The organism is Hoeflea ulvae (assembly GCF_026619435.1).
Taxonomy (GTDB): domain Bacteria; phylum Pseudomonadota; class Alphaproteobacteria; order Rhizobiales; family Rhizobiaceae; genus Hoeflea; species Hoeflea ulvae.
The window spans coordinates 1,369,825-1,395,737 of record NZ_JAOVZQ010000001.1 but is presented as its reverse complement, the minus strand read 5'-3'; the positions used below and the strand labels follow the sequence as shown (position 1 = coordinate 1,395,737).

24 protein-coding genes and 1 pseudogene are annotated in these 25,913 nt (G+C 61.3%); 7 read left to right on the top strand and 18 right to left on the bottom strand.

Annotated elements, in window-relative coordinates:
* Positions 1 to 30 precede the first annotated feature (30 nt).
* Genes OEG82_RS06510 through OEG82_RS06500 form a run of 3 tightly spaced genes read right to left on the bottom strand, consistent with a single transcriptional unit; the run spans position 31 to position 2,695 of the window.
* Positions 31 to 816 (bottom strand): ATP-binding cassette domain-containing protein, encoded by a 786-nt coding sequence (locus tag OEG82_RS06510; protein ID WP_267611624.1) that lies wholly within the window; start codon positions 814 to 816, stop codon positions 31 to 33.
* Positions 809 to 1,516 (bottom strand): ABC transporter permease, encoded by a 708-nt coding sequence (locus tag OEG82_RS06505; RefSeq protein WP_267611623.1) that lies wholly within the window; start codon positions 1,514 to 1,516, stop codon positions 809 to 811. The genes OEG82_RS06510 and OEG82_RS06505 overlap by 8 nt, the downstream gene beginning before the upstream one ends.
* Positions 1,517 to 1,519: 3 nt before the next feature.
* A complete protein-coding gene (locus OEG82_RS06500) occupies positions 1,520 to 2,695 on the bottom strand; it encodes an Mrp/NBP35 family ATP-binding protein (RefSeq protein WP_267611622.1) in 1,176 nt (391 codons plus the stop codon).
* Positions 2,696 to 2,784: 89 nt separating this feature from the next.
* Between OEG82_RS06500 and OEG82_RS06495 the strand changes: the two genes are divergently transcribed.
* Positions 2,785 to 3,060, top strand: coding sequence for a DUF3144 domain-containing protein (locus OEG82_RS06495; protein ID WP_267611621.1), 276 nt, complete (start codon positions 2,785 to 2,787; stop codon positions 3,058 to 3,060).
* An 8-nt stretch (positions 3,061 to 3,068) separates the two neighbouring features.
* On the opposite strand, the gene OEG82_RS06490 is transcribed toward OEG82_RS06495, so the two are convergent.
* Both OEG82_RS06490 and OEG82_RS06485 read right to left on the bottom strand, forming a co-directional pair.
* Positions 3,069 to 3,785 (bottom strand): DUF3306 domain-containing protein, encoded by a 717-nt coding sequence (locus tag OEG82_RS06490; protein ID WP_267611620.1) that lies wholly within the window; start codon positions 3,783 to 3,785, stop codon positions 3,069 to 3,071.
* The gene (locus OEG82_RS06485; RefSeq protein WP_267611619.1) at positions 3,778 to 4,323 is read right to left on the bottom strand and encodes a DUF3305 domain-containing protein; all 546 of its coding nucleotides are present in this window, start codon (positions 4,321 to 4,323) and stop codon (positions 3,778 to 3,780) included. Before OEG82_RS06485 ends, OEG82_RS06490 begins: the two co-directional genes overlap by 8 nt.
* 140 nt (positions 4,324 to 4,463) lie before the next feature.
* Between OEG82_RS06485 and OEG82_RS06480 the strand changes: the two genes are divergently transcribed.
* Both OEG82_RS06480 and OEG82_RS06475 read left to right on the top strand, forming a co-directional pair.
* Positions 4,464 to 6,446 carry a 4Fe-4S dicluster domain-containing protein gene (locus tag OEG82_RS06480; RefSeq protein WP_267611618.1) on the top strand — a complete coding sequence of 661 codons (1,983 nt, stop codon included), beginning with the start codon at positions 4,464 to 4,466 and terminating at the stop codon, positions 6,444 to 6,446.
* Positions 6,447 to 6,562: 116 nt separating this feature from the next.
* On the top strand, positions 6,563 to 6,826 hold the full coding sequence (locus tag OEG82_RS06475; RefSeq protein ID WP_267611617.1) for a hypothetical protein: 264 nt from the start codon (positions 6,563 to 6,565) through the stop codon (positions 6,824 to 6,826).
* A 70-nt stretch (positions 6,827 to 6,896) separates the two neighbouring features.
* Here OEG82_RS06475 and OEG82_RS06470 read toward each other — a convergent pair whose 3' ends face one another.
* From OEG82_RS06470 to OEG82_RS06430, 9 genes and pseudogenes are all read right to left on the bottom strand, one after another.
* Positions 6,897 to 7,919, bottom strand: a complete 1,023-nt coding sequence (locus tag OEG82_RS06470) for a DUF6352 family protein (protein WP_267611616.1) — start codon at positions 7,917 to 7,919, stop codon at positions 6,897 to 6,899.
* A pseudogene (locus tag OEG82_RS06465) lies at positions 7,916 to 8,583 on the bottom strand (biotin/lipoate--protein ligase family protein). Before OEG82_RS06465 ends, OEG82_RS06470 begins: the two are co-directional and overlap by 4 nt.
* Before the next feature lie 74 nt (positions 8,584 to 8,657).
* Entirely contained in the window at positions 8,658 to 8,849 is a 192-nt protein-coding gene (locus tag OEG82_RS06460) for a DUF6494 family protein (RefSeq protein WP_267611615.1), read from the bottom strand.
* Between the two features lie 28 nt (positions 8,850 to 8,877).
* Positions 8,878 to 9,006 carry a hypothetical protein gene (locus OEG82_RS06455; protein ID WP_267611614.1) on the bottom strand — a complete coding sequence of 43 codons (129 nt, stop codon included), beginning with the start codon at positions 9,004 to 9,006 and terminating at the stop codon, positions 8,878 to 8,880.
* Positions 9,007 to 9,025: 19 nt separating this feature from the next.
* Positions 9,026 to 10,192 (bottom strand): formate dehydrogenase subunit gamma, encoded by a 1,167-nt coding sequence (locus tag OEG82_RS06450; RefSeq protein ID WP_267611613.1) that lies wholly within the window; start codon positions 10,190 to 10,192, stop codon positions 9,026 to 9,028.
* A gap of 92 nt (positions 10,193 to 10,284) precedes the next feature.
* Positions 10,285 to 10,881, bottom strand: coding sequence for a formate dehydrogenase FDH3 subunit beta (fdh3B, locus tag OEG82_RS06445; protein WP_267611612.1), 597 nt, complete (start codon positions 10,879 to 10,881; stop codon positions 10,285 to 10,287).
* 12 nt (positions 10,882 to 10,893) lie between these two features.
* Entirely contained in the window at positions 10,894 to 13,875 is a 2,982-nt protein-coding gene (locus OEG82_RS06440) for a molybdopterin-dependent oxidoreductase (protein WP_267611611.1), read from the bottom strand.
* Positions 13,876 to 13,956: 81 nt separating this feature from the next.
* The gene (locus OEG82_RS06435) at positions 13,957 to 14,154 is read right to left on the bottom strand and encodes a twin-arginine translocation signal domain-containing protein (RefSeq protein WP_267611610.1); all 198 of its coding nucleotides are present in this window, start codon (positions 14,152 to 14,154) and stop codon (positions 13,957 to 13,959) included.
* A 105-nt stretch (positions 14,155 to 14,259) separates the two neighbouring features.
* The gene (locus OEG82_RS06430; RefSeq protein WP_267611609.1) at positions 14,260 to 14,865 is read right to left on the bottom strand and encodes a TorD/DmsD family molecular chaperone; all 606 of its coding nucleotides are present in this window, start codon (positions 14,863 to 14,865) and stop codon (positions 14,260 to 14,262) included.
* A 371-nt stretch (positions 14,866 to 15,236) separates the two neighbouring features.
* Here OEG82_RS06430 and OEG82_RS06425 point away from each other — a divergent pair, with 371 nt between their 5' ends.
* Positions 15,237 to 16,124, top strand: coding sequence for a transglutaminase-like cysteine peptidase (locus OEG82_RS06425; protein ID WP_267611608.1), 888 nt, complete (start codon positions 15,237 to 15,239; stop codon positions 16,122 to 16,124).
* A 172-nt stretch (positions 16,125 to 16,296) separates the two neighbouring features.
* Here OEG82_RS06425 and OEG82_RS06420 read toward each other — a convergent pair whose 3' ends face one another.
* The 4 genes from OEG82_RS06420 to OEG82_RS06405 all read right to left on the bottom strand — a co-directional run bounded on the left by OEG82_RS06420 (position 16,297) and on the right by OEG82_RS06405 (position 21,800).
* On the bottom strand, positions 16,297 to 16,893 hold the full coding sequence (locus tag OEG82_RS06420; protein WP_267611607.1) for a ribbon-helix-helix domain-containing protein: 597 nt from the start codon (positions 16,891 to 16,893) through the stop codon (positions 16,297 to 16,299).
* A 65-nt stretch (positions 16,894 to 16,958) separates the two neighbouring features.
* Positions 16,959 to 18,251, bottom strand: coding sequence for an HlyD family type I secretion periplasmic adaptor subunit (locus OEG82_RS06415; RefSeq protein ID WP_267611606.1), 1,293 nt, complete (start codon positions 18,249 to 18,251; stop codon positions 16,959 to 16,961).
* Entirely contained in the window at positions 18,238 to 20,370 is a 2,133-nt protein-coding gene (locus OEG82_RS06410; protein ID WP_267611605.1) for a type I secretion system permease/ATPase, read from the bottom strand. The genes OEG82_RS06415 and OEG82_RS06410 overlap by 14 nt, the downstream gene beginning before the upstream one ends.
* A 41-nt stretch (positions 20,371 to 20,411) precedes the next feature.
* Positions 20,412 to 21,800, bottom strand: a complete 1,389-nt coding sequence (locus OEG82_RS06405) for a TolC family outer membrane protein (protein ID WP_267611604.1) — start codon at positions 21,798 to 21,800, stop codon at positions 20,412 to 20,414.
* Between the two features lie 794 nt (positions 21,801 to 22,594).
* Here OEG82_RS06405 and OEG82_RS06400 point away from each other — a divergent pair.
* The 3 genes from OEG82_RS06400 to OEG82_RS06390 all read left to right on the top strand — a co-directional run bounded on the left by OEG82_RS06400 (position 22,595) and on the right by OEG82_RS06390 (position 25,730).
* Positions 22,595 to 23,956 carry a GGDEF domain-containing protein gene (locus OEG82_RS06400; protein ID WP_267611603.1) on the top strand — a complete coding sequence of 454 codons (1,362 nt, stop codon included), beginning with the start codon at positions 22,595 to 22,597 and terminating at the stop codon, positions 23,954 to 23,956.
* A 67-nt stretch (positions 23,957 to 24,023) separates the two neighbouring features.
* A complete protein-coding gene (locus OEG82_RS06395) occupies positions 24,024 to 25,274 on the top strand; it encodes a response regulator (RefSeq protein ID WP_267611602.1) in 1,251 nt (416 codons plus the stop codon).
* 105 nt (positions 25,275 to 25,379) lie between these two features.
* Complete coding sequence (locus tag OEG82_RS06390; protein ID WP_267611601.1) at positions 25,380 to 25,730, top strand: Hpt domain-containing protein; 351 nt, start codon at positions 25,380 to 25,382, stop codon at positions 25,728 to 25,730.
* The last annotated feature ends 183 nt before the right edge of the window (positions 25,731 to 25,913 follow it).

The following is a 25,913-nucleotide window of genomic DNA, read 5'->3' as shown; positions in this document are numbered from 1 at the left end:
TGTTTCTCCTCGGTTGGTTCAATTTTTTCGTCAAAGAACAATCCGGCCCGCCAAATAGGCCTTTGCAGCTTCGGATGAAGGCTGCACAAAAAACGCTTCTGCCGGCCGGTGTTCGACCAGTTCTCCGTGATGCAGAAACGCGACGTCATCGGCCAGGCGACGCGCCTGGCCGATATCATGGGTGACGAAGATCACCTTTGTCTCATCGGTGCTGCTTGCCAGCACGATCTGCTCAATCATCTGGACCGAAGCCGGGTCGAGACTGGCCGTCGCCTCGTCAAGCAAAAGCACCTTTGGCCGAGTCGCCAGCGCGCGCGCCAGCGCCAGCCGCTGCTGCTCGCCACCTGAGAGAAGCCGCGCCGGCTGGTCCGCCTGTCCCAACAGGCCAACGCGGGTCAGCAGTTCTTCGCAGCGCGCCTTGCGCTGAGCAGATGTTCCGGCGCGCAGCCGCAGCACGAAATCGATATTGGCGGCCACCGAGCGGCGCAGCAGCACCGGTTTCTGAAACACCATCGCCTGGGTCGACCGGGTTGCTTCACCACAGGCCACCTCGCCCCAGCTGATCCAGCCCTGTGTCGGCGCAATCAGCCCGTGAACCAGCCGCAGCAGCAGGCTCTTGCCGGCTCCGTTGGGTCCCATGATGACGGTGACGGATCGGGGATCAAGCGTGAGCCTGCCGATATTGACCAGTGTTTTTCCGGCGATCTTCAGCGACAGGCCGTCGATCCTGAGCGCGCCGGGCATGATCCGGTCGCGCGTCGTCTGCGTGCCAGCGGCGGAGGATGATGGGGGCGTCACCGGAACAAGATCAGGCATAGGCCTGCCTTTCCGCCATCGACCTCAGCGCGCCGGCGCCGAGATTGACCGAAATGGCGATGCTCATCAGGATGATCCCCAGCGCCAGTGCCATGCCAAGGTCGCCCTTGGAGGTTTCAAGGGCAATCGCCGTGGTCATCACCCGGGTCAGATGGTCAATATTGCCTCCGACGATCATCACCGCGCCGACCTCGGCTACCGCCCGACCAAAACCGGCCAGCGCCACCGTCACCAGGCCGTAGCGGCCGTCAACGATCAGCGCCAGCACGGCGCGTCCGCGCGAGATCCCGAGCGAGCGAAATTGCTCGTCATATTCTGCCTGCAGGGCTTCAAGCACCTGCCGCGACAAGGCCGCAACAATCGGCGCAATCAGCAGCGTCTGCGCAATGATCATCGCTGCCGGGCTGTAAAGCAGCCCGAACGAGCCCATCGGTCCGGCCCGTGACAAAGCCAGATAGACCAGCAATCCGATCACCACCGGGGGAAAGCCCATCATCGAATTGACCAGCGCAATGACGATGCCGCGACCGAAGAACTTGCGCACCACCAGCAGAGCCCCGATCGGAAACCCGACCAGGCAGGAGAGCAGCAACGCCGTCAGGCTGACGCGCATCGAAAGCCCGACGATTTCAAACAGATCCGCATCGCCCGACGCGATCAACCGGAAAGCCAGCCCGAATGCACCCGCGAAGTCCTGCATGGCCTATCCCTGACCCCCCGCCAAGATGCGTTCCTCGGTCAGCCGGGTCCACATCGCGCTGGCAATGTCCCTGTAGATGCGCGCCTGCTCGCTGTCGGGATCCGAGACCACGATCGGGGTGCCGCCGTCCGAAGTCGCGCGGATCGCCATGACCAAGGGCACTTCGCCCAGAAACGGAGCGCCGATGCGCTCGGCTTCTGCACGGGCGCCGCCATGGCCGAAGACGGACTGCCGACCGCCACAATCAGGGCACTGGAAATAGCTCATGTTTTCGACAATGCCCAAAATCGGCACATCGACCTTGCGGAACATCTTCAGTCCCTTGCGGGCATCGATCAGTGCCAGATCCTGCGGCGTCGACACGATCACCGCGCCGGCCAGCGGAGCATTCTGCGCCAGGGTCAGTTGTGCGTCACCGGTACCCGGCGGCATGTCGACAATAAGCACATCCAGCTCGCCCCAGGCGACTTCGCGCAGCATCTGCGTCAGCGCCTGCATCACCATCGGCCCGCGCCACGCCGTGGCCGTGTCCTCCTCGACAATGAAGCCCATCGACATCACCTTGAGGCCGAAAGCCTCGAACGGGATCAGAACGCGGTTTTCCCCGCTCTGCGTCCGCCCGGACAGGCCAAGCAGGCGCGGCATCGAGGGTCCGTAGATATCGGCATCAAGGACACCGACCCGCAAGCCGCTGGCCTGGAGCGCCAGCGCGATATTGACCGAGGTGGTGGACTTGCCGACACCGCCCTTGCCCGAGGCGACCGCGATAATGGCGCCGATCCCGGGCACAGGCGCCTTGGCTCCCGGCGCTGGCGTGGGTGGCGGAGCGCGTTTCTGCATCGGCGGAGGAATGGCCTCGGATTGGGACACCGATGGCGCGGAGCGGACCGGCTGTGGCGGCGGGCTCGCGGTTTCTTCAGTATCGTCCACTTTGAGCGTCACCTGCGCCCCGGCAACGCCGGGCGATGCCAGAGCGGCCTTTTCGGCCGCGGCGCGCAATGGTTCGAGTTGATCGGCGAGCCTCGCGGGCACAGTGATGGAAAAGCTGAGCTGATCACCCTCGATGACAATTCCGGACACCAGGCCAAGATCAACAATATTGCCGATCAGCTCGGGCCCCTTGACCCGCTTGAGCTGATCCAGAATCTGGGCAGTGGCGATTGTCACAGCAAACCCCATGGTCGATAGTGCATCCCGGTTGCCGCAGTGTTCGTCATGGTTTCGGCAACTGCGCGTCGACAGAAATCGAGTAACGAGGAAATCCCGGCATGAACGGCACCGAAAACGGCACGGCACGCACCGACAAAAGCTCCGAGACGGAGAAATTTGTCAGACTGGCCGGGTTCATCCGGGTTGCCAATGCGGCCAATTCCAAGATTCCCGCCACCGACATCCACATGGCGTTTCTCTATGGCGCGGCGCGCTACAATGCCTTTGTCGCCAAGAATGTGATGGACGTGGCCGAACACGAGGCCTTCGTCACCGAAATGGCCGCCGCCTATACAGAGATGCTGCGCAATCATCTGGCTGATCCGTCGGTCTGACACGAGCTTCACCCGTTCATCCGTTGCCGGATCGAGACCCGCTTTTGTTGCGGCGGCTCCTGATCCGGTGTGTCATCCACATCTGCCGCATTGCTGGCAATCTCGGCTTCATCCGTCGAGCCAGGCTGATCGTCATCCGGCATTTCGCTGTCTTCCGCTGTCAATTCCGAGGCATCATCCTCCAGCTCCGCTGCATCGTCCGTCAGTTCCGCGTCGTCTTCAGCCAGCTCTTCCGGCTCCTCATCGAGCGGTTCATCCTCGGTCAGCCGTCCCGTGGCCTGCTGCAACAGCTTCTCGGCTTCAGTGAGAAACCCGCGGGTCACGTCCCATGAAGATTTGTAGACCATGTGCAGCGGGTTGTTGTAATCCTCGTCATAGTCGTTCAACCCGTCGAGATTGGCCAGAACCGGATTGGAATTGAAGAATTTCTGCAAGGCCTTCTTGCGCAACTGGCCGGGCACGCCGCGCTTGAGAAAGATCGAGAAATCAAACCCAGGCTCGATCTCTTCCAGATCCACCGCTTCGGCGACGAGGCGATTGGCTTCCGCTTCCTCGATTTCGACAAGCAGACGTGCCTCTTCCGCTTCAAGCTCTTCAGCCAGCGGACCATTGGCGTCTGTGGCATCGAGCACCTCGGGCGAATCCAGGTCACTCTCGGGATTGGCCTCATGCGCCTGCTTGCGCCTGGACCAGCGCGACAGAAAACCGTCCTTGTCTTCAGCCATCGAGATCCCCGTTATCTGAGCGCTTGCGGGACAGGAAAATCGGATGCTTGCCGAATTTCTGTTCTTCGAGATCAAGCTTGTCGCGCCGCCGTTTTATGAAGGGTGTCTCGACGTGGTAGGCATCCAGGAACTCGAGAATGGCCTCGGAAATCTCCGGCGGCATCGGCAAGCGCTCGACAATGTCTTCGCTGCCGACTTCGTAGTCTTGTGCTGCGTGCGGCGATGCCGTGACGCTCTGGACATACCAGTCAAGCGGATGCAGGTTTTCGCTGTCGCGCCGCAGCACCACATAGAGCGCCGGGGTGCCGCTGTTGAAGTTTTCGACATAGGCTTCGGTGTCGGCGGCAAAACAGGTGAGATCGACCCGACCCATATAATAGCGGGTCATGCGGTCGTCACTGACCAGAACGTCGCCGGGATTGAGCTCTGCCGGCGCCAGCATCACACCGACGGGCATCCAGTAGTCCTTGGCCCACCGCGAAACTGATTGCCGCTTTTCCGCAATCACCCCGAGCATTATGGTCAATTCCCGCGACACGCCGGTCAGTCCCTCCACGGTGTTGAGGCAATCACGGTTGTCTCTTGTCGTTGAAAGTATAAGGTGTTTGGGGAAACAACAAGGGTGGTCCAATGGTTTTAGATGCAACCCGTCTTTTTGTATGCGACTGCGAAAAAACCATGGTTCTGAACCCGGAAAAACTGGGTGGCAGCCATGCACATGTCTCGGCGCATCATCACCTGTGCCGCAGCGAAATCAACGTGATCGAGGCTGCACTGGCGAGCGAAGATCCGATCTGCATTTCCTGCACCCAGGAACGTCCATTGTTCGAGGAAATCGCCGCGGAGGCCGGCCATCAGGCGCTGTCTTTCGTCAATATTCGCGAGATGGCCGGATGGACCGCCGACACCGCATCGACCGCGCCGAAGATGGCAGCGCTGCTGGCGGCGGCAAAACTGCCGGTCACGCCGGCGCGCCTGAGGGCGATTGAAAGTGACGGACTTTGCCTGGTGATCGGCAGCGGACAGGCGGCATTTGATACGGCCGAGCGGCTCAATCGGACATTGTCGGTGACGCTGCTTCTGACCCGGAACGATGACCTTGTGCTGCCGTCGGAATTGCAGTTTCCGGTCTTTGCCGGCCGCGTCAGCACAGCCGCCGGATCGCTGGGCGCTTTCGAACTGGTTGTCGACGGCTATGCGGCGCTGTTGCCGTCTTCAAGGGCGCGGCCGGAATTCGCCATGGCGCGCGACGGGGCAAGAACCAGCTGCAGCGTCATCTTCGACATGTCCGGCGACACCGCCCTTTTCACCCGGTCGCATGGCCGCGACGGCTATTTCCGCGCTGACCCCGGCAATCCGGTGGCGGTGCTGGAAGCAGTGCTCGAGGCAGCCGATTATTCCGGCAGTTTCGAAAAACCGCTTTATGTCACCTATGACGCCTCGATCTGCGCCCATGAGCGCTCGCGCAAGACCGGCTGCACGAAATGTATCGATCAATGTCCGGCCGGCGCGATCACCGGACATGACGACATCATCGTCGTCGATCCGGGCATTTGCGGCGGCTGTGGAAATTGTGCCGCCCAATGCCCGACTGGCGCGGTGGCCTATGCCTATCCGCCGCGGACCGACCAGATCTCCCGCGTGCAGATGCTTGCGCGCACCTATCTTGCCGCCGGCGGAAAGGCGCCGGTGCTGCTGCTGCATGACGCCGGTCATGGCTCGCCGCTGATCGGAGCCATGGCACGGTTTGGCCGCGGCCTGCCGGCGCGGGTGATCCCGCTGGAAATGCATGCGACAAGCGGCGTCGGCCATGACCTGATGAGCGCGGCGCTCGCCGCCGGATTTCGCCAGATCGTCGTGCTCGGCGATCCGCACAAGGCCGATGAGTTCGGTGCGGTGGCAGAGGAGGCCGCGCTGACCGAGGCGCTGCTTTGCGGTTTCGGACACAAGACCGGACGGATCGTGACGCTGCTTGAATCCGATCCCGATCAGGTTGAGAGCGCACTCTACACGCTGCCCGAGCTGCCGGAAATCTCCCGCGCTGCGCCGGTTCCGCTGGGCGGCAAGCGCGAAGTGGCCCGCGCGGCGCTGCTGGTTCTTGCCGATGCCGGCAAGCCCGTATCGACCATTGTGCCGCTGGCTGCCAATGCGCCCTATGGAACCGTTCATGTGGACACCGCCGCCTGCACGCTGTGCATGGCCTGCGTGTCGTGCTGTCCGGCCGATGCGCTGCGTGACACGCCGGACACGCCGGAATTGCGCTTTGTCGAATCGGCCTGCGTGCAATGCGGAATCTGTGAGGCGACCTGCCCGGAAACAGCCATCACACTTTCGCCGCGCTTCAACCTCGCAGCCAGCGTCATGCAACCGGTGACGCTGCACAAGGATGAACCCGCCTGCTGCACGTCGTGCGGAAAGGCCTTTGCCGCCGGTGGCATGCTGCGCGCGGTGGAGCGACGCCTGGAGGGCAACTGGATGTTTGACAGCGACGAACGCCGCTCCCTGATCCACATGTGCGAGAGCTGCCGGCTCGAGGCCCTGTCGCGGGACGGGGCCGATCCGTTTGCCATTGCGCATCAGCGCCGCACCCGCACCACCGACGACTATCTGGAGGCCGGCCGCCGCGGTCTGACGGTCGACGATTTCCTATCGAAGGACTGAAACCCGGCCGCACGAACAGGGGGTGAAAGGCTCGCATATTTATCGCATTTCCCCCTCTTGCGGGAACGGCAGGACGAGCGCACATTCAGCACTCATCAAGCCGTATGGAGGATGTCATGCGCCTATTTCCTGCAGCCGTAATTCTCGGATCAATGCTGGCAAGCCCTGCCCTGGCTGATTCGACCAGCGGTGTCGTCGTTGCCTATGACCGCGTCGATCACGTCCTCATTCTGGATGACAGAACGGTGTGGGATCTGGCACCGGCGGGCGAGCTTGTGCCCGAGGGGCTGAGGGCCGGCGATCAGATCACCATAGAATATGATTCCGCAGGTGACAGCGGCGTCGGCAAGATCACGGCGATTTCGGTCGGCGGCAATTGATCCCAGGCTTCATGGACAAGACCCTGTCTCACCGGGTTTCGCGATGAAGCCCGGCGTCCCCTGATGCCGGCTATTGAAGCGCCGGTTTCAACGGCAGGTTGATCAGCAGGTTTTGCGGTTTCATCCGGATGCGGTCATGCGCATCGATGGCCAGCCCGAGAAAGGCCGGCTTGCGGCGCATCGTGTCGACCACCCGGTCATAATCGAGGAACTCCATCCGGAACAGCGCGGCAATGCTGCCCTGGCCTTCTTCGGGCAGGTATTCGCCTTGATAGAGCGCATTCAGGATGCGGCTGGATTCGGCATCCAGTCCGACATGCCAGGACCAGCGTTCGTTCTTGACTGATTGCAGCGGCTGCACCCGGACGCGCAAATCGAGGAAATGCTTGATCCAGCGTTCGATCAGCCGGGCGAAGGCGTCCTGCCCGGGTTCGGAGAAGCGGAAATCCAGCGCCAGATCGAAATGATCGGCGCGGGCCCAGTATTGGCCGGCATTGTCCGCGTCGAGGATGTCGAGGGCGACTTCGGTGCGGCCGGGATCGGACAGGGCCAGCAGCGCGGCTTGCTGAGCACGGGTTTCGACCACTTCCGCATCGGCCAGCATCATCCGCTCTTCGGATGTGGTGGCGGTCTGTTCGCGGAAAAACAGCTCGGCGGCGCGCGCCACCGTCGCATCGCCTTCCCCCATCAGGATGTTGCCCATGATCAGGTGGGCCATCTGGCTGATGAACACAGGCGGGATCATCGGCGCGCTTTGCGCAAACAGCGACGCATAGGCCGCCTCGATGGATCCTTTGGCAACCAGATGGTCACGGAACCGCAGCACCAGCGCATAATTTGCCGCCGCATCCGGATCGGCGATGGCGGCAAGCTCCCCTGCATCAATCGGTGCAAACGGATCCTGCATCAGCCTTTCGAACAAAGTGTGCTCGACCCTGCAGCTTTCTTCGACCGGGTGAATTTCCGGACGGGTATAATAGGCCCGCAGAAAATCATCGCTGACCGCAAGCCAGCCATTGTCGAGCCTGTGTGTCAGATGCTGACCGGCGGATTTCCAGATCACGCCCTGCATCCTGTCCCTTGCCTGGTTCACGCTGCCATTCCCAATCCCTGCGCCAGCGATATCCCGGTGGCGCCGTCCGCGCCGTCCAGCAGCAGGCCGCCATCTTCATCTATGCCGATCATGCGGCCCTCATGTGTCACGTCGCCGATGCGCAGCGAAAGCGAATCCGCAGGCTGCATGCGGCCGAGAAAATCGGGGTGGGCGGCAGCAAAGCCGTCGTGTTCCCAGGTATCGACCCAGGACAGGAAATGCCGTGCGATCGCCTCGATTACCTGTGTGCGATCAAGATCGCCGCAGCCCTCCTCGAACAGCGCAGTGGTGTTGCGCGCAAGGCCCGGCGCGTCGAGGATCTCGGCCGGCAGGCTCATCGACACGGAAAAGCCGACGATGATGAAGGGGGGACATGCTCGAGCCCGGCGCCGTCCGGAGCGCGCAGGACCACGTGGCCGGCTTCGCCGCCATTGACCAGCAGTGTCGATGGCCAGCGATACATCAGGGCAAGATTCGGCGGGCCGATTGCGCCCAGCGCATCACCAATCGCGACCATCATCAATGGCGCCATCTGCAAGGCTTTGGCCAGCGAACATTCGGGTTCGAGCACGATCGCCGCAAAGGCATGGGTTTCAGCCATTGACCAGCACAAATCGCCTGCACTGAAGCGGCCATTACTGGCTCCTTCAAAGGCAACCTGCATCGGATCATCTGAGGCCGGCACCGCATGGCCGCTCAGCAGCGGCGGAAATTCGGGTGTGGGCAGCATGGTGGCGATCAGGGCAACTCGATTTCGCCGGTGACGACATGCTCCAGATCGGTGCCCTCGGCTGTCAGCACGGCCTTGAGCTTCAACGGGCCGGTCCCTGCCGCGCCCGAGCGCACCAGTGCTTCGATCTGCTGCTGTGAGGTCACGCCGACCTGCTTGAGGAATTTCCGCATCGACAGGTTAAAGTCTTCGTCGCTCATGGTGTCACTTTCATTATCCGTGCCCGCATCAATGCAGGCGAACATTTCCGGTCGAATAGGCCTGGTCCGACGGGGTCTCCAGGAGCGGCTTGAGCCCGAACATGGCGCCAACCACAACCAGCAGCAAGACCGCAATGCTGAGAAGAAATGCTTTCATGTCAGGTTCCTTGCCATCATCATTCGGCCGGCGCGGCAACCGCCGCGTCAGCCTTGTCTGTCTTGTCGGCCATGACCTCGTCGACCCATATCGAATGGTGTTCCCGGGCCCAGTTCAGATCCACCTCGCCGGAGCCCATGGCGTCAAAGGCGCCTTCCATACCGATGGTGCCGATATAGATATGGGCAAAGATCAGACAGATCATCACAACCGCGACAATGCCATGCCAGGCGCTGTTGAGCTGCTGCTCCTGAATGGCGCTATAGGGCGCCGGCGGCAGGCCGAGCAGATGCGGGATATCGATGCCGATTGCACCGAACAGCGCGAAAGTATCCGAAAACAGGCTGTGTTCGAACGGAAACAGCAAGGCCCAGCCGGAGACCGACAGGGACAGGCCGAGCAGCATCACGCCCCAGAAGATGATCTTCTGGCCGGCGTTGAACTTCTTGGCCGGCGGGTGGCTTGACTTGCTCAACAGCCCGCCGCCCTTTGCCAGCCAGTTGAGGTCGGTGCGGTCGGGGATGTTGTGGATGACCCACAGCACGAAGGCCATGGCCAGGCCGAGCATGAAGGCGAAGGCGGTGTAGTTGTGGGCGGCCTTGAGAAAGCCCGACATCGGGCCGAAGAAATCCTTGCCGACAAGCGGCAGGATCAGCGAGCGCCCGAAGGTGACATTGAGGCCGCTGATGCCCAGGGTGATGAAGGACAGCGCCATCAGCCAGTGGCTCATCCGCTCCAGCGTGGAAAAGCGCTTGATCTTGATGTGGGACAGGCCGTGCTCGACCTTGATGCGGCCGCGTATTGCCATGAACAGCGCCAGCAGGACCAGCGTCGCCAGCATTGCATAGCCGAGATAATCGTGGGTCGGCCCCTCGCGGTAAAGCCGCCAGTCTTCGCCCTGCGACTGGATCATCTGCCCGCCGGCGGCATTGGGCGTCGAGGTCCGTCCGGCCTCGCCAAGCCGGATGTCGTGCCAGATTTCCGCATCCGAGGCGGTGCCCTGAACACCGCCCTGCATCGGCGGCCCGGGCGGCGCGATGCTCGTCGTCGCATTATCCGGTGGCCGGACCGAGCTCTGGGCGTGAGCCTGAAGCGGCAAATACAGTCCGACAAGTGCGACAAGGACAAGGGCGAGCACGGCCATCAGCGGCGGCGTGGACGCGAAGCGGGTCTTCAGACTATTCATCGATGAACTCCCGGTGTTCTGACAGGTCTAGCAAAAATTGGCAGGCGAACATGTGTCCGCCTGCCAATCCGACTGAGATCAATACATGCCGGTCAACCGCCACTCTTCTGCTCATAGGCCGTACCCCAGCCCCAGGCACCGGCGCCGAAGCCGCGGGCGACGATGCGTTCGCGGTAGATCGTCGACACGGTGTCGCCGTCCCCGGCCAGCAGTGCCTTGGTCGAGCACATCTCGGCGCACAGAGGCAGCTTGCCCTCGGCAATCCGGTTGCGTCCATATTTCTGGAACTCGGCGGCGGACATGTCCTCTTCCGGACCACCGGCGCAGAAGGTGCATTTGTCCATCTTGCCGCGTGAGCCGAAATTGGACGCCTGCGGATATTGCGGCGCACCGAAGGGGCACGCATAGAAGCAATAGCCGCAGCCGATGCACAGGTCCTTGTCGTGCAGGACGATGCCGTCGGCCGTCTGGTAGAAGCAGTCGACGGGGCAGACCGCCATGCACGGCGCGTCCGAGCAGTGCATGCAGGCCACCGAGATCGACCGTTCCCCCGGCTTGCCGTCATTGATGGTGACGACCCGGCGCCGGTTGACGCCCCAGGGCACTTCATTCTCGTTCTTGCAGGCGGTAACGCAGGCATTGCACTCGATACAGCGTTCAGCGTCGCAGAGGAATTTCATTCTAGCCATTGTCTGTCCTCCCTATGCCCGCTCGATGCGGCAAAGCGTGGTTTTGGTTTCCTGCATCTGCGTGACCATGTCGTAGCCATAGGTCTGCGCCGTGTTGGACGCCTCCCCCAGCACGATCGGATCGGCGCCTTCAGGATATTTGTGCCGTTGATCGACTCCTCGGAACTGGCCGCCGAAATGGAACGGGCAGAAGACGACGCCCCGGCCCACCCGATCGGTGACCATTGCCATGATCTTGATCTTGGCGCCGGACGGGCTGTGCAGCCAGACCGGCTCACGATCCCGAATGCCCATATTGTTGGCGTCGAAGGTGTTGATCTCGACGAACATGTCCTGCTGCAACTCCGCAAGCCACGGATTGGAGCGGGTTTCGTCACCGCCGCCTTCATATTCGACCAGGCGTCCCGATGTCATGATCATCGGATAGTCCTTGGCGAAATCGACATCCTGGATCGACTTGAAGGCCGTCGGCACGCGCCAGAAGGTCTTGTCGGCGATCGTGGGATAATCGGCCACGAGCTCCCGGTCGGGGGCGTAGAGCGGTTCGCGGTGCAGCGGCACCGGATCCGGGAAGGTCCAGACAACCGCGCGGGCCTTGGCGTTGCCATAGGGCGCGCAGCCATGCTTGATCGCCACGCGCTGAATGCCGCCGGACAGGTCGATTTTCCAGTTCACGCCTTCGATCTTCTTGTCGTAGTCGGACGGGATCTCGCCCTGGTCGGAGGTCTCGCCGACCTCTTCTTCTGCAGGGCGTTTTTCGAGAATGCCCGCGACATATTCGATCATGCGCTTCTCATAGGGGGTGAGATCGGCATCCCATCCAAGGCCCTTCAGCATGGCCATGGTGAATTCGGGATAGCCGTCCTCGATCTCGGAGCCGACCGGCCAGCTGTCTTCCGCCAGCAGGTTGTCGCCATTGCGCTCGACGCCGAAGCGGGCACGGAAACCCATCCCGCCCTGCGCCACCGGGGTCGACACATCATACAGCACCGCAGAGCCGGGATGTTTCATCTCGGGCGTGCCCCAGCAAGGCCATGGCATGCCGTAGAATTCGCCATCATGGGGCCCGCCGACACCACGCAGGGTGGTCTTGTCGAAGGTGTATTGATGCTCCATGTGCGATTTCATCCGCTCCGGAGACTGTCCGGTCATGCCGATGGTCCACATGCCGCGGTTCCACTCGCGGGTGATGTCCTCGACCAGCGGCTCTTCGCCATTGACCTCGATATTGCGGAACATCCTGTCCTCAAAACCGAATTTCTTGGCGAATTTGTACATGATGGTGTGGTCGGGCAGCGATTCAAACAATGGATCGATCACCGCCTCACGCCACTGGATCGAGCGGTTGGACGCCGTCACCGAGCCGTAGGTTTCGAACTGGGTCGAGGCCGGCAGCAGGTAGACGCCGTCCTGGCGGTCCTGAAGCACGGCGGTCATCGTCGGATAGGGGTCGACGACCACCAGCAGGTCCAGCATTCCCATGGCCTTCTGCATTTCAGGCAGGCGGGTCTGCGAGTTCGGGGCATGGCCCCAGAACACCATCACCTTGGTCTTGTCGGGCTGATCCAGGTTTTCCTTGGCTTCCAGAACACCGTCGATCCAGCGCGACACCGGAATCCCGGTCTCGTACATCATCTGCTTGTTCTTGCCGTCCTTGCCCTTCATCGTGGCAAAGCGACCCTTGAGCCAATCCAGATCCTCGTCCCAGACGCGCGCCCAGTGGGCATAGGACCCCGCCGACAGGCCGTAATAGCCCGGCAGTGTATCGGCGAGCACGCCCAGATCGGTGGCGCCCTGCACATTGTCATGGCCGCGGAAGATGTTGGCGCCGCCTCCGGACTTGCCGATATTGCCAAGGGCGAGTTGCAGGATCGAATAGGCGCGGGTGTTGGACGAGCCGTTGGAGTGCTGCGTACCGCCCATGCACCAGATCAGCGTGCCGGGCCTATTGTCGGCCAGGGTCCGGGCGACGCGCTCGAGCTGCGAACCGGGAACGCCGGTCACCCGCTCGACTTCGGCCGGGCTCCATTTCTTCACTTCGTCACGGATCTGATCCATGCCCCAGACGCGGGTGCGGATATATTCCTTGTCTTCCCAGCCATTTTCGAAAATGTGGTAGAGAATGCCCCAGATCAGCGCCACGTCGCTGCCCGGACGGAACCGCACGAACTCGTCGGCATGGGCGGCGGTGCGGGTGAAGCGCGGATCGCAGACGATCAGCGGGGCGTTGTTTTCCTCCTTGCACTTGAGAAGATGCAGCAACGACACCGGATGCGCCTCGGCCGGATTGGACCCGATCAGGATCATCGACTGCGACTTGTGGATGTCGTTGTAGGAGTTGGTCATCGCGCCATAGCCCCAGGTGTTGGCAACGCCGGACACCGTAGTGGAATGGCAGATGCGCGCCTGGTGGTCGACGTTGTTCGTCCCCCAATAGGCCGCGAATTTGCGGAACAGATAGGCCTGTTCATTGGAATGCTTGGCGGAACCCAGCCAGTAGACCGAATCCGGCCCCGAGGTTTCACGCACCTCGAGCATCTTGTCGCCGATCTCGTTGATGGCCTCGTCCCAGGAGACGCGCTGCCATTTGCCGCCGACCAGCTTCATCGGATATTTCAGGCGACGATCGCCATGGGCGTGCTCGCGGACGGATGCGCCCTTGGCGCAATGGGCACCCAGATTGAACGGAGAATCATAGCCGGGCGCCTGACGCGTCCAGACACCGTTTTCGATCTCGGCAATCACCGTGCAGCCGACGGAACAATGCGTGCAGATCGTTTTCTTGGTTTCGATATTACCGGTGCCTGCGGCTGTCTGAGCTTCTGCCCGTTTCACCATTCCGCCCGAAAGCGTTGTTATGGCTGCTGCCCCACCGATGGTGAGACCCGAACGTTTCAGGAATGTCCGGCGATCGATCGCCGTCACTCCGAGCTCTGCTACCGTCGAGGACAGCCGGGGGCCTCGCGCAACCCCATTTGTCTTCTTCCTGAGCATTTCATCCTCCGTTGGGTTTATTGCGTCGCAATGACGATCAGCACGGATTCTCCTCAGAACCGCGTGCTGGCATTCCAGTCCCTAAAATCGTGTGCTGGCGTAATAGGCCTTGATGTGGTCGGTTTCCCTGTATCCGGCGTCCCCCTTGGACTCCGCAATCTCGACCGCCTGGCTTTCGCCGCCTGCGACCAGAGCCGCCCCGCTGGCAATCGTGCCAAGCCCGGCGAACTTCAGAAAACCACGACGGTCGGTCGCAGCATCTTCTGTCTTTGCCTTCATGATGGTCTCCATTCTTCGACACCCGGAACCATCTGCGGCAGTCTGGCCGGGTGTCTTCGCCGGACTGCAATACTCACTGAAACAATGTCGTGCCGCAGCTGCGGCCTACATCTCGAACGCGCCCTGCTCGATCGCCATGAACAGGCGTCCGATGCGGCCGACGGGCTTGAAAAACCCTGCCGAAGGGCAGTCCTCGAGATCCTTGAAAAAATGCGGCGTCCAACTGACCACGTGCCGGTCGAAAAACGCCTTTTGTGCCGATAGCGGCTGAACCGTACCGAAGGTGCCATCGATCAGGCCGGCCATCATCTCCATCAGCGCAGCAACATGATCCTCCGGATCCCTGACATCGTCACTGCGGGCAATGCCCAGCGGCACCATGTCGTCGCGCAGGCGCGCCAACGGTTTTTCGTGCAGGAATCCGGTAAGATAATAGGAGCCGAACGGGGTCAGTATGCCACGGCCCAGACCGATGAAAAGGGTATTGTATTCATCGCGACTGGCAGCAAGGCTGGTCACGGCAGCAGCCTGTGACAGATCGGTAATTGCCTGGCCAAGCTCGGAATCGTCGCCGGTCATCTGCTTGAGGATAGCAAGGAGAGGCGCATCCGGCGGCTGGCGCAGCAATCGTGCCAGAAGCCTGTACACATTGACCCGCAATTGATCGGCTTCATCAATCCGGTCAGCCGAAAAAGCTTGTTGATTCAACACATACCTTCTCCTCGAAAACGAGGTAACCATTTTTCCGGGTGCAAAGCAATCCATTTCAATTTTCTGCGCCGGCGCGAAACGGTGCGGATAAGAACCGGCAAAAAAGGAGTCAGTTTTTCCCGGATTGGCGGGGCCGCGGTGCCGCGGCCGAACAGCAGGGCGAGAGCCGGAAAATTACCTCAATTTTTATCGAAATTATGTATAGATCAGTAATAATGTTTGTTTGCGGCATTTTATTACTATTCGCGTAGCTTCTTCTCAACGACCGGGGAAGGTTATCGCCAATGTATAGTTACTTAAAACAAGCAAGCAAGATCAGAAACGTTGCACTGGCACTGCAGGTTCTTTGTGCAACGGCAGTACATGCAGCGGTGCTCGAACGTCCGGCGACTGTATTCGATGCGGCATCTGCCTTTACCCCCGCAGCCATTTCCCAGCTCGACACTGCGGCGCAGCCGGCGACCGTGCGGCTTGTCAGCTCCCCTGTCTCCGCTGGCTATACACTCGGCTCCGCCGGGGTCGGCTTTGGCGCGATCAAGGGCTTTCCGGGCCGGACCGCGGCCGTTCTGACAGGCAACACAGGCACTCCCGGCGCCGATGCAATGACCACCGCCTCGATTGCCTCGGTCGATTACGGCATCCGCAAGGATCTGTCGCTGTTCGGTGCCCACCGGATCCGCTTCGGCAAGATCAAGAGCGGGCTGCGGATCTCGTCGCTGATCCGCAAGGCCGCTGTCGCCGGACCCGATATCATCTGCGTCAATCAATGCGCCGCGCTGGCCACCGAGCTGACCCGCAAGGGCGCGGGCACCGTCGACCAGCTGCGCGCAGTGTCGCGCTCGGTCAACCATCTGGTCCGCTATGAGACCGATGCGCAGATGCATGGCCGGCTCGACCAGTGGTCGACGCCGAACGAGACCCTGCGCCGCGGCGCCGGCGACTGCGAGGATTACGCGATCCTGAAGATGGCGCTGCTGGCCGGCGCCGGCGTGCCGCTTTCCTCGATGGAAATCGTCGTGGTCAAGGACACCCGCCGGCGGCTGTTTCACGCGGTGCTGTCGGTGTCGGTGAACGGCAACAGCTACATTCTCGACAACATGACCGATGCGGTGGAAACCGACGTGGCCAAGCGCGACTACGCGCCGCTGTTTTCCATCTCCGGAACCGCCAATTACGTGTTCGGCTACAAGTCAGGCCAGAACCAGAAGCTCGCCTCGCTCAGCGAGATCCTCTCGGTGGCACCCGGCGCCGGCTTCTGAGCCGGCCCGCCGCCGCAGCCAGACAAGCAACCCCGGTCATACCATGCCGCGCAGTCACAGGACGCGCGGCATTGCCGTAGGTGGCGGTGACAGCGCGGCTTGGGCAGGTCCTGAAGTCAGGGAAAAAGAGCAATCCTTTTCGCGCCCGAACGGTCGCAGCAGCTCGCTCGCCTTACGAGGGGCCGGAGACAAAGGCGATGGCTGCCGGCGGGTCGTCCATGTCCGGCGCCAGCGCCAGGCTCAGCCGGCCGCGAAGAAGCCGCTCGCCATAGCCGATGGTGAAGCCGGTATATTTCGGGCGGCTGCTGTCGGCCTTCATCTGCTCGATCAGATCGGCCAGCGGCATTTCCAGCGTCAGCTTGATCTGGCCCAGCGCCGCGACATTGTCGAGGCCGGTGAACCGGGTCTGCAGATACATCAGAAATGCGCTGTTCTGGAACAGGATCTTCTTCTCCACCGAAATGATGAAGGCGGGAACCGGACAGGCGGCGATGATGGTTCTGGAGTTGAAGCGGCCGATGCGGGCGCGCAGGCCCTCATATTGCAGCAAGAGCCGCCGCATGATCGAGGCGCGCAGCAGCGAGCTCAGGCCGCTGTCGCCGGTCTTGCCATCATGCAGCCGGGCCACATAGTCCGAGACCGAAACGCCGTCGGCCCCGGTCAGATCCTCGAGTGCCGTCCAGAACACGCGTTCAAGGCGAAAGCCGCGGCGCTTGCCGTCGGTGTTGATCGCCCGGAAATGCGGCTTGAGTTGATCGGGATCATACATCCAGTGACGCTCTCTTCAGATCTGGGCTCTCGCCGCCCCGGCCATCATTTGCCCACCCTTCGCGCTCACCGTTCGGTCAGCGCCTCGTAACGCGCCTTGCTGATCGGCTTGAGCAGATAATCCAGCACCGTCTTCTCCCCGGTCAGGATCTCCACAGAGGCAATCATGCCCGGGCGGATGGCGTGCTTGATGGTGCCCTTGCCCAGTTGCGAATCCCCGGTCTGGACCAGAACCTGGTAATAGGTCTCGCCCGTTTCGGGATTGACGATGCTGTCGGCCGAGATATTGGAAACCGCGCCGTCAAGGCCGCCGTAGATCGAGAAATCATAGGCCGTCAGCTTGACCAGCGCCTTTTGTCCGGGCTGGACGAAGGCCACGTCACGCGGCGAAATCCGCGCCTCCACCAGCAAGGTATCGGTCATCGGCACCACGCCGGCCACCACCGAGCCGGGCTGCAGGAAAGCGCCGATCGTGTTGATCTCCAGGGTATTGACGATGCCGTCGACCGGCGAAATGATGTCGGTGCGCCGGACCCGGTCTTCTGCGCCGGTCAAGGTCGCCTGCAACACACTGGCGTCGGCCAGGGTGTCGCCGAGCTCGCGGCGCGCCTCCTGCCGGAACTGGGAATCGACTTCCTGGATCTGCAGCTCGGCTTCGCGCAGCGCACTTTCAAGCCGCTTGAGGCTCTGGGTGACATTTTCCTTCTGGCCGTTCTGCTGGGCAATCTCGCGATCCAGCCGCAACAGATCGATTTCCGGATGAAGTTTCCGCTTCACCAGCGGCGCGATCTTGTCGCGCTCGTTGAGCATGGCCTGGATCACCAGCCCGGTCTGCTCGATACTGGACCGGGCTTCACCGATCTCGTCGCGGCGCTGCTGCCGCCGCGCCTGCAACACCTGCAGCTTGTTGAGATAGTTCTCGCGCCGGGCCGCCAGCAGGTTGGATTCATTGTCGCATATGGTTTCCGACACCAGCCGGGTCCGCTCCGGACAGACGAAATCGGCATCAAACAGCCCGCCAATTTCCAGCTCCAGCCGGGCAATGCGGGCCTGCAGCGCATCGTAGCGGGCCTGGGATTCCCCAAGCGACGCCAGATTGCCGGAGCTGTCGAGACGGATCAGCAGATCCCCCTTCTTGACAACCTGGCCCACGGTCACGGCGATCTCCTGGACAACGCCGGCTTCGCTGGACTGGACAATCTGCGTCTTCGACAGCGGAATGACCTTGCCGTCGCCGCGGGAAATCTCGTCCACCTTGGCCCATGCGGCCCAGACCAGAAAGGCAATCACCGCAAACAGGCAGATGATGACAATGTAACGAGACACGATCGGTGGCGTGTCGTACTCAGCGGTTCGCATCACTGGAGACCCCGTTCGGTTTGCGCTGCAGCGCCGCAATCACCTGTTCCTTGGGACCATCGGCGATCAGCCTGCCATTCTCGATCACGATCAGGCGGTCGATCAGGTCGAGCATGCTGTAGCGATGGGTCGACAGCACCATGGTCACCTCGGGCGCAATCGCCTGGCGCAGGCAGCTGATCAGATGGCGTTCACTGGCAAGATCCATGGCGCCGGACGGCTCGTCCAGAAACACCACCTTGGGGTCGGCGAGCAGCAGCCGGGCAATGGCGACAGACTGTTTCTGGCCGGCGGAGAGATTGCCGCCGTTCTCGCCCACCGGCATGTCGAAGCCGCGCGGATGACGGACAATGAAGGATTCGATCCCCACCTTGCGCGAGACCTCGATCAGGTCCTCGTCGGTGGCCTTCGGATTGCCCATCAGCAGGTTGTCCTTCAGCGAGCCGGTGAACAGGTCGCTGGTCTGTCCGGCAACTGCCACCGCCGAGCGGACTTCCGAGGGATGGAACTGCTGCATGTCGATACCGTCGATCATCACCCTGCCCTCGTGCGGCTGGTAAAGCCGCGACATCAGCCTGCCGATGGTCGTCTTGCCGGAGCCGATGCGGCCAATGATGCCGACCTTTTCGCCTGCCTTGATCGAGAACGACAACCCGTCAAGGGCATCCTGATCGGCCTGCGGATAGCGGAAATGGACGTTTTCAAAGGCGATGCTGCCGTGTTTGATGACCCGGTTCACAAAGCCTGTCGTCTCCGGCGTGTCTTCGGGCTGCTCCATGATCTTGTCGAGAATGCGCAGGGACAGCATTGCCTGGCGGAAGCGCGCCAGCGTCATCGCCAGCTGACCCAGGGGGCTCACCGCACGGCCCGCCAGGATCACTGAGGCGATGATGGCGCCGGTGGTCACCAGGCCTTCCTGAAACAGATAGGTGCCGCCGATGATGATGCCGACGGTGACCAGCTGCTGGACAAATTGCGTAGCATTGACCGCCATCGCCGAGATGCTCTTGATCTGTTCGTTGGTGGCCGAGCTGTTGATGGTCAGGTCACGCCAGCGCTTGAGCAGGATGCCTTCGGCGCGCAGACCCTTGACGGTCTCGGTGGTGGAGATGGTTTCCACCAGCATCGACTGGCGCAACGCAGCTTCATTCGCCGCGGCCGCGACCTTGCGGCTGATCAGCGTCTGCGCCACCAGCCCGATGATGACCACCGCCACCAGCGCCACGGCCGGTATGATCGCCAGGATGCCGGCGATTGCATAGATCACACCGATGAAGATGAAGACAAAACAGGTGTCGATCATCGTCGCGATGGTGTTGGAGGTGAAGAACTCCCGCACGAATTCATATTGCGACACCCGGCTGACATATTCGCCGGTCGACATCGATCGCGCCGACAGCGAGGTGTTCATGACCTTCTGAAACAGGATATAGGCGATCTTCAGGTCGATCTTGCGCCCGGTGTAGTCGATCAGCGTGGCGCGGGCGAATTTGAGCAGGAAGTCGAATGTGAAGGCAACGCCGATGCCGATGGCGAGCACCCACAGCGTTGCGATCGCCTCGTTGGGCAGGACCCGGTCATACACATTCATGGTGAACAGCGGCGAGGCCAGCGCGAGAACATTGATGAACAGCGCGGCAAAGGCGACCCGGACAAAGGAGCGCCAATAGGGACTGATCGCAGCCTTGAGCCAGTGCTGCCGCTCGATCTTGCCAGCGTGGAGCGCGCCGATTTCTTCGCTGTTGTTGAAATAGTGCCGCCTGAAATCCAGCGCCTTGGGATCGAGATCCGCGGCCCTGGCGCGCAGATCAAGTCTGGCCAGCCCGGTGTCACCTGTCGATTGCCGGCACTGATAGGTGCCGTCCTCATTGTCGGAAAAGACCGAAATGTAACCGCCGCTCAGGGTCCTGACCAGAACCGGGAGATTGGCATTGCCACCGAAAAGTTCGGAAAGCTGCAGCTCCTCGACCTCAAGCCCGATGCGGTTTGCGACTTCGCGAACGGTTTCGAAATCCGGATCGTCGATCTGGTCGTCCGGGATTCCGGAGAACAGCACGGTGCTCGATCCACTGCGTTCGAAGTGGATGCTGATTTGCCGGAAGGCCTCATTGAAGTTCATTACGCGGTACTCGCTGCCATTGCCCGTATCTTGACGAACGATCAGTTCTTCCGGACCGGGGCCAGCAGGTCGAGCGGTGCGCCCTTGACCTGGCGGGAAGGCATGCGGGCATAGACCGGCTCGGCTTCCTGGGACACGACCTCGAATTCGTCGCGGGCATAGGGTTCGGCCTGGGCGACGGTGTCAAGCGTGAAGGCCCGGACCAGCGATCCCATCGCCGCCAGAACCTGGTAATCGGCATAGATGGCGGCATATTGCGCGGTCTTGGCCAGAACCTCGGTGTTGAAGCGGGTGTTCTGGGCGCTCAGCACGTCAAGCAAAGAGCGCTCGCCGATGCGGAACTGGTCGCGATAGGACGAGACCAGCGATCCCGAGGCCGAGACCTGCTCGCGCAGGATCGAGGCCTGCTGGGCCCGCTTGCTGCGCTTGTCCCAGGCCGACTGCACCGATTCCTGCACCTCGCGATGGGCCAGCACATTTTCCTGGCGGCTCTGGCCGGCGCGGCGGATCCGCTCCTGCTCGACAGCCTGGTCGCGGCCGCCGCGATAGAGATTCCAGCGCGCCACCACCTTGGCCTCCAGATCGGAGGTGCGGCCTTCGGCGCCGTCAATGTCCTCGCCGACGCGGGCATTGGCCTCGAACGAGATCACCGGCAGATAGGCCGCCTTGGCGCCGCGCGTCAGAGCATCGGCCGCATCGACATCGGCAGCCGCAGCCGCCAGACGCGGGCTCTGGCGCCGGGCGATGTCAACGGCCTCATTGACCGAGCGCGGCAGCGCCTTTGCGATCGAGGGCGGCGCGGTCATCTTGCCGAGCCGGACGCCGACCAGCCGCAGGAAGCGGATCTCGGCCTGGGCCAGGTCCTCTTCGGCTTCCTTGAGCCGGGCCTTGGCCGACAGCAGCCGCTCGCGGCCCTGGGTGCGGTCGGCCGATGTCAGTGTTCCGCCCGAAACGCCCGAGGAAATGTCGTTGACGATCTGCGAGAGCACATTGGCGTTCCTGCGCGCCACGGCGACGATCTCGGCCTGCAGCAGGATTTCGAAATATTCCTGCGACACGGCGAGCGCGATCGCCTCGGAGCGCTCGGCGACGCGGAAGGAGGCGCCGTCGACGCGGGCGGCCTGGCGCTCAACCTCGGCGCGGCGGGCGCCGCCGTCAAACAGGGTCTGGGTGAAGCTCAGGCCGACATCGGCCGAATTGAGCGTGTCGTCCTCGGTGCCGAGCCGGCGACGGCCGGGACTGTCGAGCTTGCGGCCGCCGGCGGAGGCTTCGAGATCCAGCGTCGGCAGATAGAGACCGCGGGCCTGGCGCAATTCGAATTCCACCGCCTCGCGGTTTTCCGCGGACGAAAGAATGTCCGGGTTCGACCTGAGCGCCTCGCTCACCGCTTCCTTCAACGTCAGGGCCCCGGCAGGAACCGCAGAGAGCATTGTCGCGGCCGCCAGAAAGCAAACCGACTTCGATAAGAACCTAATCATTGTTTTCCCCACCCCGTTCAACAACCCATGGTCTACAGCAACGTGCCTTATAAAGGGTTACAACCGGCCGCGCGAGTCTTTTCCACATCTGCCAGCGCCAATTTGGTCACCCAATCAATTATTTAGCCAAATTTCATGCTTGAAGTACAAATCCGTCACATGCGAACATCTCCTGCCCCGCCGGATTTAATCTGCGCCATCTTGCCCGAACGGGCACACAGCTTGAGGTGAAGAAAATGGAGCTGGCCGATGGCGGCAAAGGCTCGCGCGAAGCGAACAACTGTTTCAATTTCTGACAGACGACACGTCTGCCTCCGTTGCTGGCGAGGACGGCAGCAGGGCATTTCCGATCCGGTAAAACTGCTCTGCGCGAGACGGAAAGCCCGCAGGGGCGGCAGGGCGGCCCGAATTCACGTGGAGATGTCCGAAAACTCTTGACCCGGACGGGCCTCTCGAGCGGCGCTCTCACCGAAAAATCATGTATTAGAATCGAGACTGGCCATTTAAGGAACGCTTAATGGCAATTTCATATTAGTATTATGTAAAGATTTCACAATCTCGTCTGCAGATTGCGTCAACTCGAATATATAAAATGAGCACCTGTAAGGATTCCTAAATCATGATCCGGAAACTCACAATATCAAGCAGTAAATCATCAACAACCAAGCTTGATTTCTGAACCCGATCTCATACCTGCACATCAGGATTTTTATTTTTTACTTCGCCCTCATGAACCCGAGAGATATATGAATATGTTGAATGCCATATCTCCCGAGATCGGTTTCGAGGACGCCCCTGCGGCGCCGGTCGAGACCGTATTCAGCAATGCATCGCAGCCATCCGTGCATGTCATTGGCGGTGGAGAATTTCTTGATGCCGTGGCCCTGATCCTGGCGCCTATGAGCTATGAAGCCAGGACCGTCACAGCCCGCTCGCAGCTCAGCCTGGTCGACGAGACCAGCACCGGCACGATTGTGGTGATCGACGGCTCGCTTCCCGATGCCTTCGACATCTGCCGCGACCTTGGCGAGACCCCGCCCAAGATCATGATTTCGTCCGAAACATCCTTCGCGTTCCGGGCCAAATGCGCGCAATCAAATGTCAATACAGTGATGCGCGCACCGATCGACCAGGCCGAGTTCATCAACTGGCTGGAATATCTTGGCGGCCAGGTCACCACCCAGCCGGCATCGATCCTGCTGGTCGATGACGACCCGCTGGCATCCGCGGTTTATGCAGAGATGCTGCGCGCCAATGGCATGACAGTGGCGATCCTCAATGATCCGCTCGAGATCATCGCGACGATCGAGCGCTCCTTTTTCGATCTGATCATCATGGATCTCCAGATGCCCGGCACAAACGGCATCGAGATCGCCAAGATCATTCGCCAGCACCAGAATCATCTCTCAATCCCGATCGTTTTCCTGTCGTCCGAGGAGGACAAGCAGGTGCAGATGAAGGCGCGGCACTTCGGCGGCGATGATTTCATCTCGAAACGGGCGGATCTCGATGCACTGGTCACGCTGATCCGCCTGCGCGTGCAGCGGGCCCGCATCATGCGCAACCTGATCGAGCGCGACGGCCTGACCGGTTTGCTCAACCACCGGCGCTTCAAGGAGCGGGTCGGACAGGAGATGGCCCGGTCCAGGCGCACGCAACTGCAATTCTGCATCGCCATGATCGATGTCGACCATTTCAAGAAGGTCAATGACACCTGGGGACATCCGGTCGGCGACAAGGTCCTTTCGATTCTGGCGCGCGCCCTGGTTGGCTGGGTCCGGCAGTCAGATGTCGTCGGACGCTATGGCGGCGAGGAATTCGCGGTGCTGCTGCTCGACACCTCGCCCGAGACAATCTTCGAAGTGATGGAAAATTTCCGCAAGCACTTTGCGAAAATGGTCTTTGATGGCCAGGACGAACAGTTCTCGCTGACCGTGAGCATCGGCGTTGCCGGCAGCGCTGCCAATGGCGACAGCGCCACGCTTTTTGCCCAGGCAGACAAGGCGCTGTACCTGGCCAAGAGCAATGGCCGTGACCAGGTGGTCATTGCCGAAAATGACGAACTGGCCGCCTCCCTCGATGACGCCGCGGAAGAGGGCGACAGTTGATTGAGATCAGGACGCCCACCGATGTTTTCCTCCCGGGTTTCCTGATCCACAGGATTGGATTATAAAAATGAATGTGGCCTATGATCAAGAACTGCGAAGCTCAGCCATAACGCTCAATGGCCGGTCGGTCTGCATCGTCGATGATGACAAGCTCTATTGCGGACATCTTGCTTCATTGCTCAAGCAGGAACACATCCGGACGATGGAGGCGGGCGACAGCGCCACCCTGGTGCAGGTCCTGGAAAAGGAGATGCCCGACTGCATCCTTCTCGACTACAACCTTCACGCCGAGAACGGTTTCCGGCTGCATGAACAGCTCAAGCTGCGGTTTCCCGATCTCGCGCCCGTGATCATGCTCTCGGCTGACGAATCCCAACGGACGGCAATCAAGGCTTTCCGGATGGGATTTTACGACTTCCTGCCGAAGCGAAACCTGCGCCTGGAGGAAATGACCAGCGTCATCAGGAAGACAATCGTCCGTCATGAAAGCGAAGTCGCTCGCTTTGCCGAGGTCTCCGCCCTGCGCAAGAAGGCGATGTTCGACGATCTGACCGGGATGTATTGCCGCGCAGAACTCGACACCAAGCTGGCGCATGTGGCGACCTCCGCCATCAAGTTCCGCCGGGATTTTGCAATCTTCTCGATCTGCCTGGCCGATTATGACGCGATCGGCACCAATTTCGGCATCGCCAATGCCGATGAAGTCCTGCGCAGCTTTGCCGGAAAAATCCGCTCCACCATCCGCTCCGACGATTTTTGCGGCCGGTTCGACGAAGACAGTTTCCGCTATGTCATGGACAGGAACGTGACGGAGGACAACATCCTCGAATGTCAGCGCCGCCTGATGGAGAAACTGACCTTCTCCTACCACCTCAAATCGGTGGAATTGCAGATTTCACCGCTGATCGGGGTGGCTGTCTCGAGCGAGCATGCCGATCTCGCAGGGATGATGCAGTCGCTTGCTGTCGAACAGGGGCACCAGCGCGACGCCTTGCGGGCGCAAAGCAACCCCAATGACTGGAGCGCGCTGCCGGAGACCCTGGCAGATACAGGTTCGGGCGTGACAGAGGCAAGGGAGCGGCGGAAGTCGCTGCGCATGCGGACCCTGAAACCCGCCTTCATCGCGATCGAGGAATGGTCGTCCAAGATCAGTTGCACCATCCGCAACATATCCGACGGGGGCGCCCGCATCCGGCTGGATCAGCCGCTGGCACTGCCGGAAAATTTCCTGCTGCAAATCTCCGGCTCGGGCCCGCTCCGGCCGGTGCGCAAATGCTGGCATATCAACAATGAAGTCGGAATCGAATTCTCCGACTGAAAGAACGGCCAGCCATGCCCTGCCGCGTCGGCGCGGCGTGACTGGCGGGAAAGATGATGGGCGGAGGCGATCTCCGGCCTTCTGCACAACAGAAAGTTTCAAGCCATGGCCAGCCAAGCACATAACGGCAACCAACTCGACAAACTGTCCGATGAAGCAAAGGACCGTGTTGCGCAGTTGCGGCTGCTGTTTGTTGAGCGATGCAAGGAAAATCTGGCCCAGATCCGGCAGATCCTCGGTGACCCGGCCGAGGCCGGCGGGCTTGCGCAACAGCAGCGTGCGGATCTGATCAAACTTGCGCATTCGCTGGCCGGCGCATCGGCGATCTTCGGATACAAAGAACTGGGCGTTACCGCCTTCAAGGTCGAGACCAAGCTGCGCGAGGCCAAGTACCGTGAAGCGGACCTGGCCCAAATCCTCGATGAGTTGATGGATCAGCTCACCGCGCTCGTCTGAATCCGCCTGCGGGCTGCAACGGCACCATTCTGCTGACCGTGTCTCCGGACTTGACGGCTACGCCCTGTCTGGAACGAATGTATTCCTTCCGGGTGATGCGCGCGATTGCCGCCTTCCGCCTCTGGATCCGATCATCCCCGAACACAGTCCGCACCCCGCGACGCGTCCGCTTGATCGGACACG

Coding starts and splice junctions, on each gene's coding strand:
- fdh3B (WP_267611612.1), bottom strand. CDS start 10,881: ATGGCTAGAATGAAATTCCTCTGCGACGCTGAACGCTGTATCGAGTGC.
- OEG82_RS06390 (WP_267611601.1), top strand. CDS start 25,380: ATGGCCAGCCAAGCACATAACGGCAACCAACTCGACAAACTGTCCGAT.
- OEG82_RS06495 (WP_267611621.1), top strand. CDS start 2,785: ATGAACGGCACCGAAAACGGCACGGCACGCACCGACAAAAGCTCCGAG.
- OEG82_RS06505 (WP_267611623.1), bottom strand. CDS start 1,516: ATGCAGGACTTCGCGGGTGCATTCGGGCTGGCTTTCCGGTTGATCGCG.
- OEG82_RS06450 (WP_267611613.1), bottom strand. CDS start 10,192: ATGAATAGTCTGAAGACCCGCTTCGCGTCCACGCCGCCGCTGATGGCC.
- OEG82_RS06475 (WP_267611617.1), top strand. CDS start 6,563: ATGCGCCTATTTCCTGCAGCCGTAATTCTCGGATCAATGCTGGCAAGC.
- OEG82_RS06405 (WP_267611604.1), bottom strand. CDS start 21,800: ATGCTCTCTGCGGTTCCTGCCGGGGCCCTGACGTTGAAGGAAGCGGTG.
- OEG82_RS06400 (WP_267611603.1), top strand. CDS start 22,595: ATGAATATGTTGAATGCCATATCTCCCGAGATCGGTTTCGAGGACGCC.
- OEG82_RS06455 (WP_267611614.1), bottom strand. CDS start 9,006: ATGAAAGCATTTCTTCTCAGCATTGCGGTCTTGCTGCTGGTTGTGGTT.
- OEG82_RS06440 (WP_267611611.1), bottom strand. CDS start 13,875: ATGCTCAGGAAGAAGACAAATGGGGTTGCGCGAGGCCCCCGGCTGTCC.
- OEG82_RS06435 (WP_267611610.1), bottom strand. CDS start 14,154: ATGAAGGCAAAGACAGAAGATGCTGCGACCGACCGTCGTGGTTTTCTG.
- OEG82_RS06500 (WP_267611622.1), bottom strand. CDS start 2,695: ATGGGGTTTGCTGTGACAATCGCCACTGCCCAGATTCTGGATCAGCTC.
- OEG82_RS06460 (WP_267611615.1), bottom strand. CDS start 8,849: ATGAGCGACGAAGACTTTAACCTGTCGATGCGGAAATTCCTCAAGCAG.
- OEG82_RS06480 (WP_267611618.1), top strand. CDS start 4,464: ATGGTTCTGAACCCGGAAAAACTGGGTGGCAGCCATGCACATGTCTCG.
- OEG82_RS06415 (WP_267611606.1), bottom strand. CDS start 18,251: ATGCGAACCGCTGAGTACGACACGCCACCGATCGTGTCTCGTTACATT.
- OEG82_RS06410 (WP_267611605.1), bottom strand. CDS start 20,370: ATGAACTTCAATGAGGCCTTCCGGCAAATCAGCATCCACTTCGAACGC.
- OEG82_RS06490 (WP_267611620.1), bottom strand. CDS start 3,785: ATGGCTGAAGACAAGGACGGTTTTCTGTCGCGCTGGTCCAGGCGCAAG.
- OEG82_RS06420 (WP_267611607.1), bottom strand. CDS start 16,893: ATGTATGATCCCGATCAACTCAAGCCGCATTTCCGGGCGATCAACACC.
- OEG82_RS06395 (WP_267611602.1), top strand. CDS start 24,024: ATGAATGTGGCCTATGATCAAGAACTGCGAAGCTCAGCCATAACGCTC.
- OEG82_RS06510 (WP_267611624.1), bottom strand. CDS start 816: ATGCCTGATCTTGTTCCGGTGACGCCCCCATCATCCTCCGCCGCTGGC.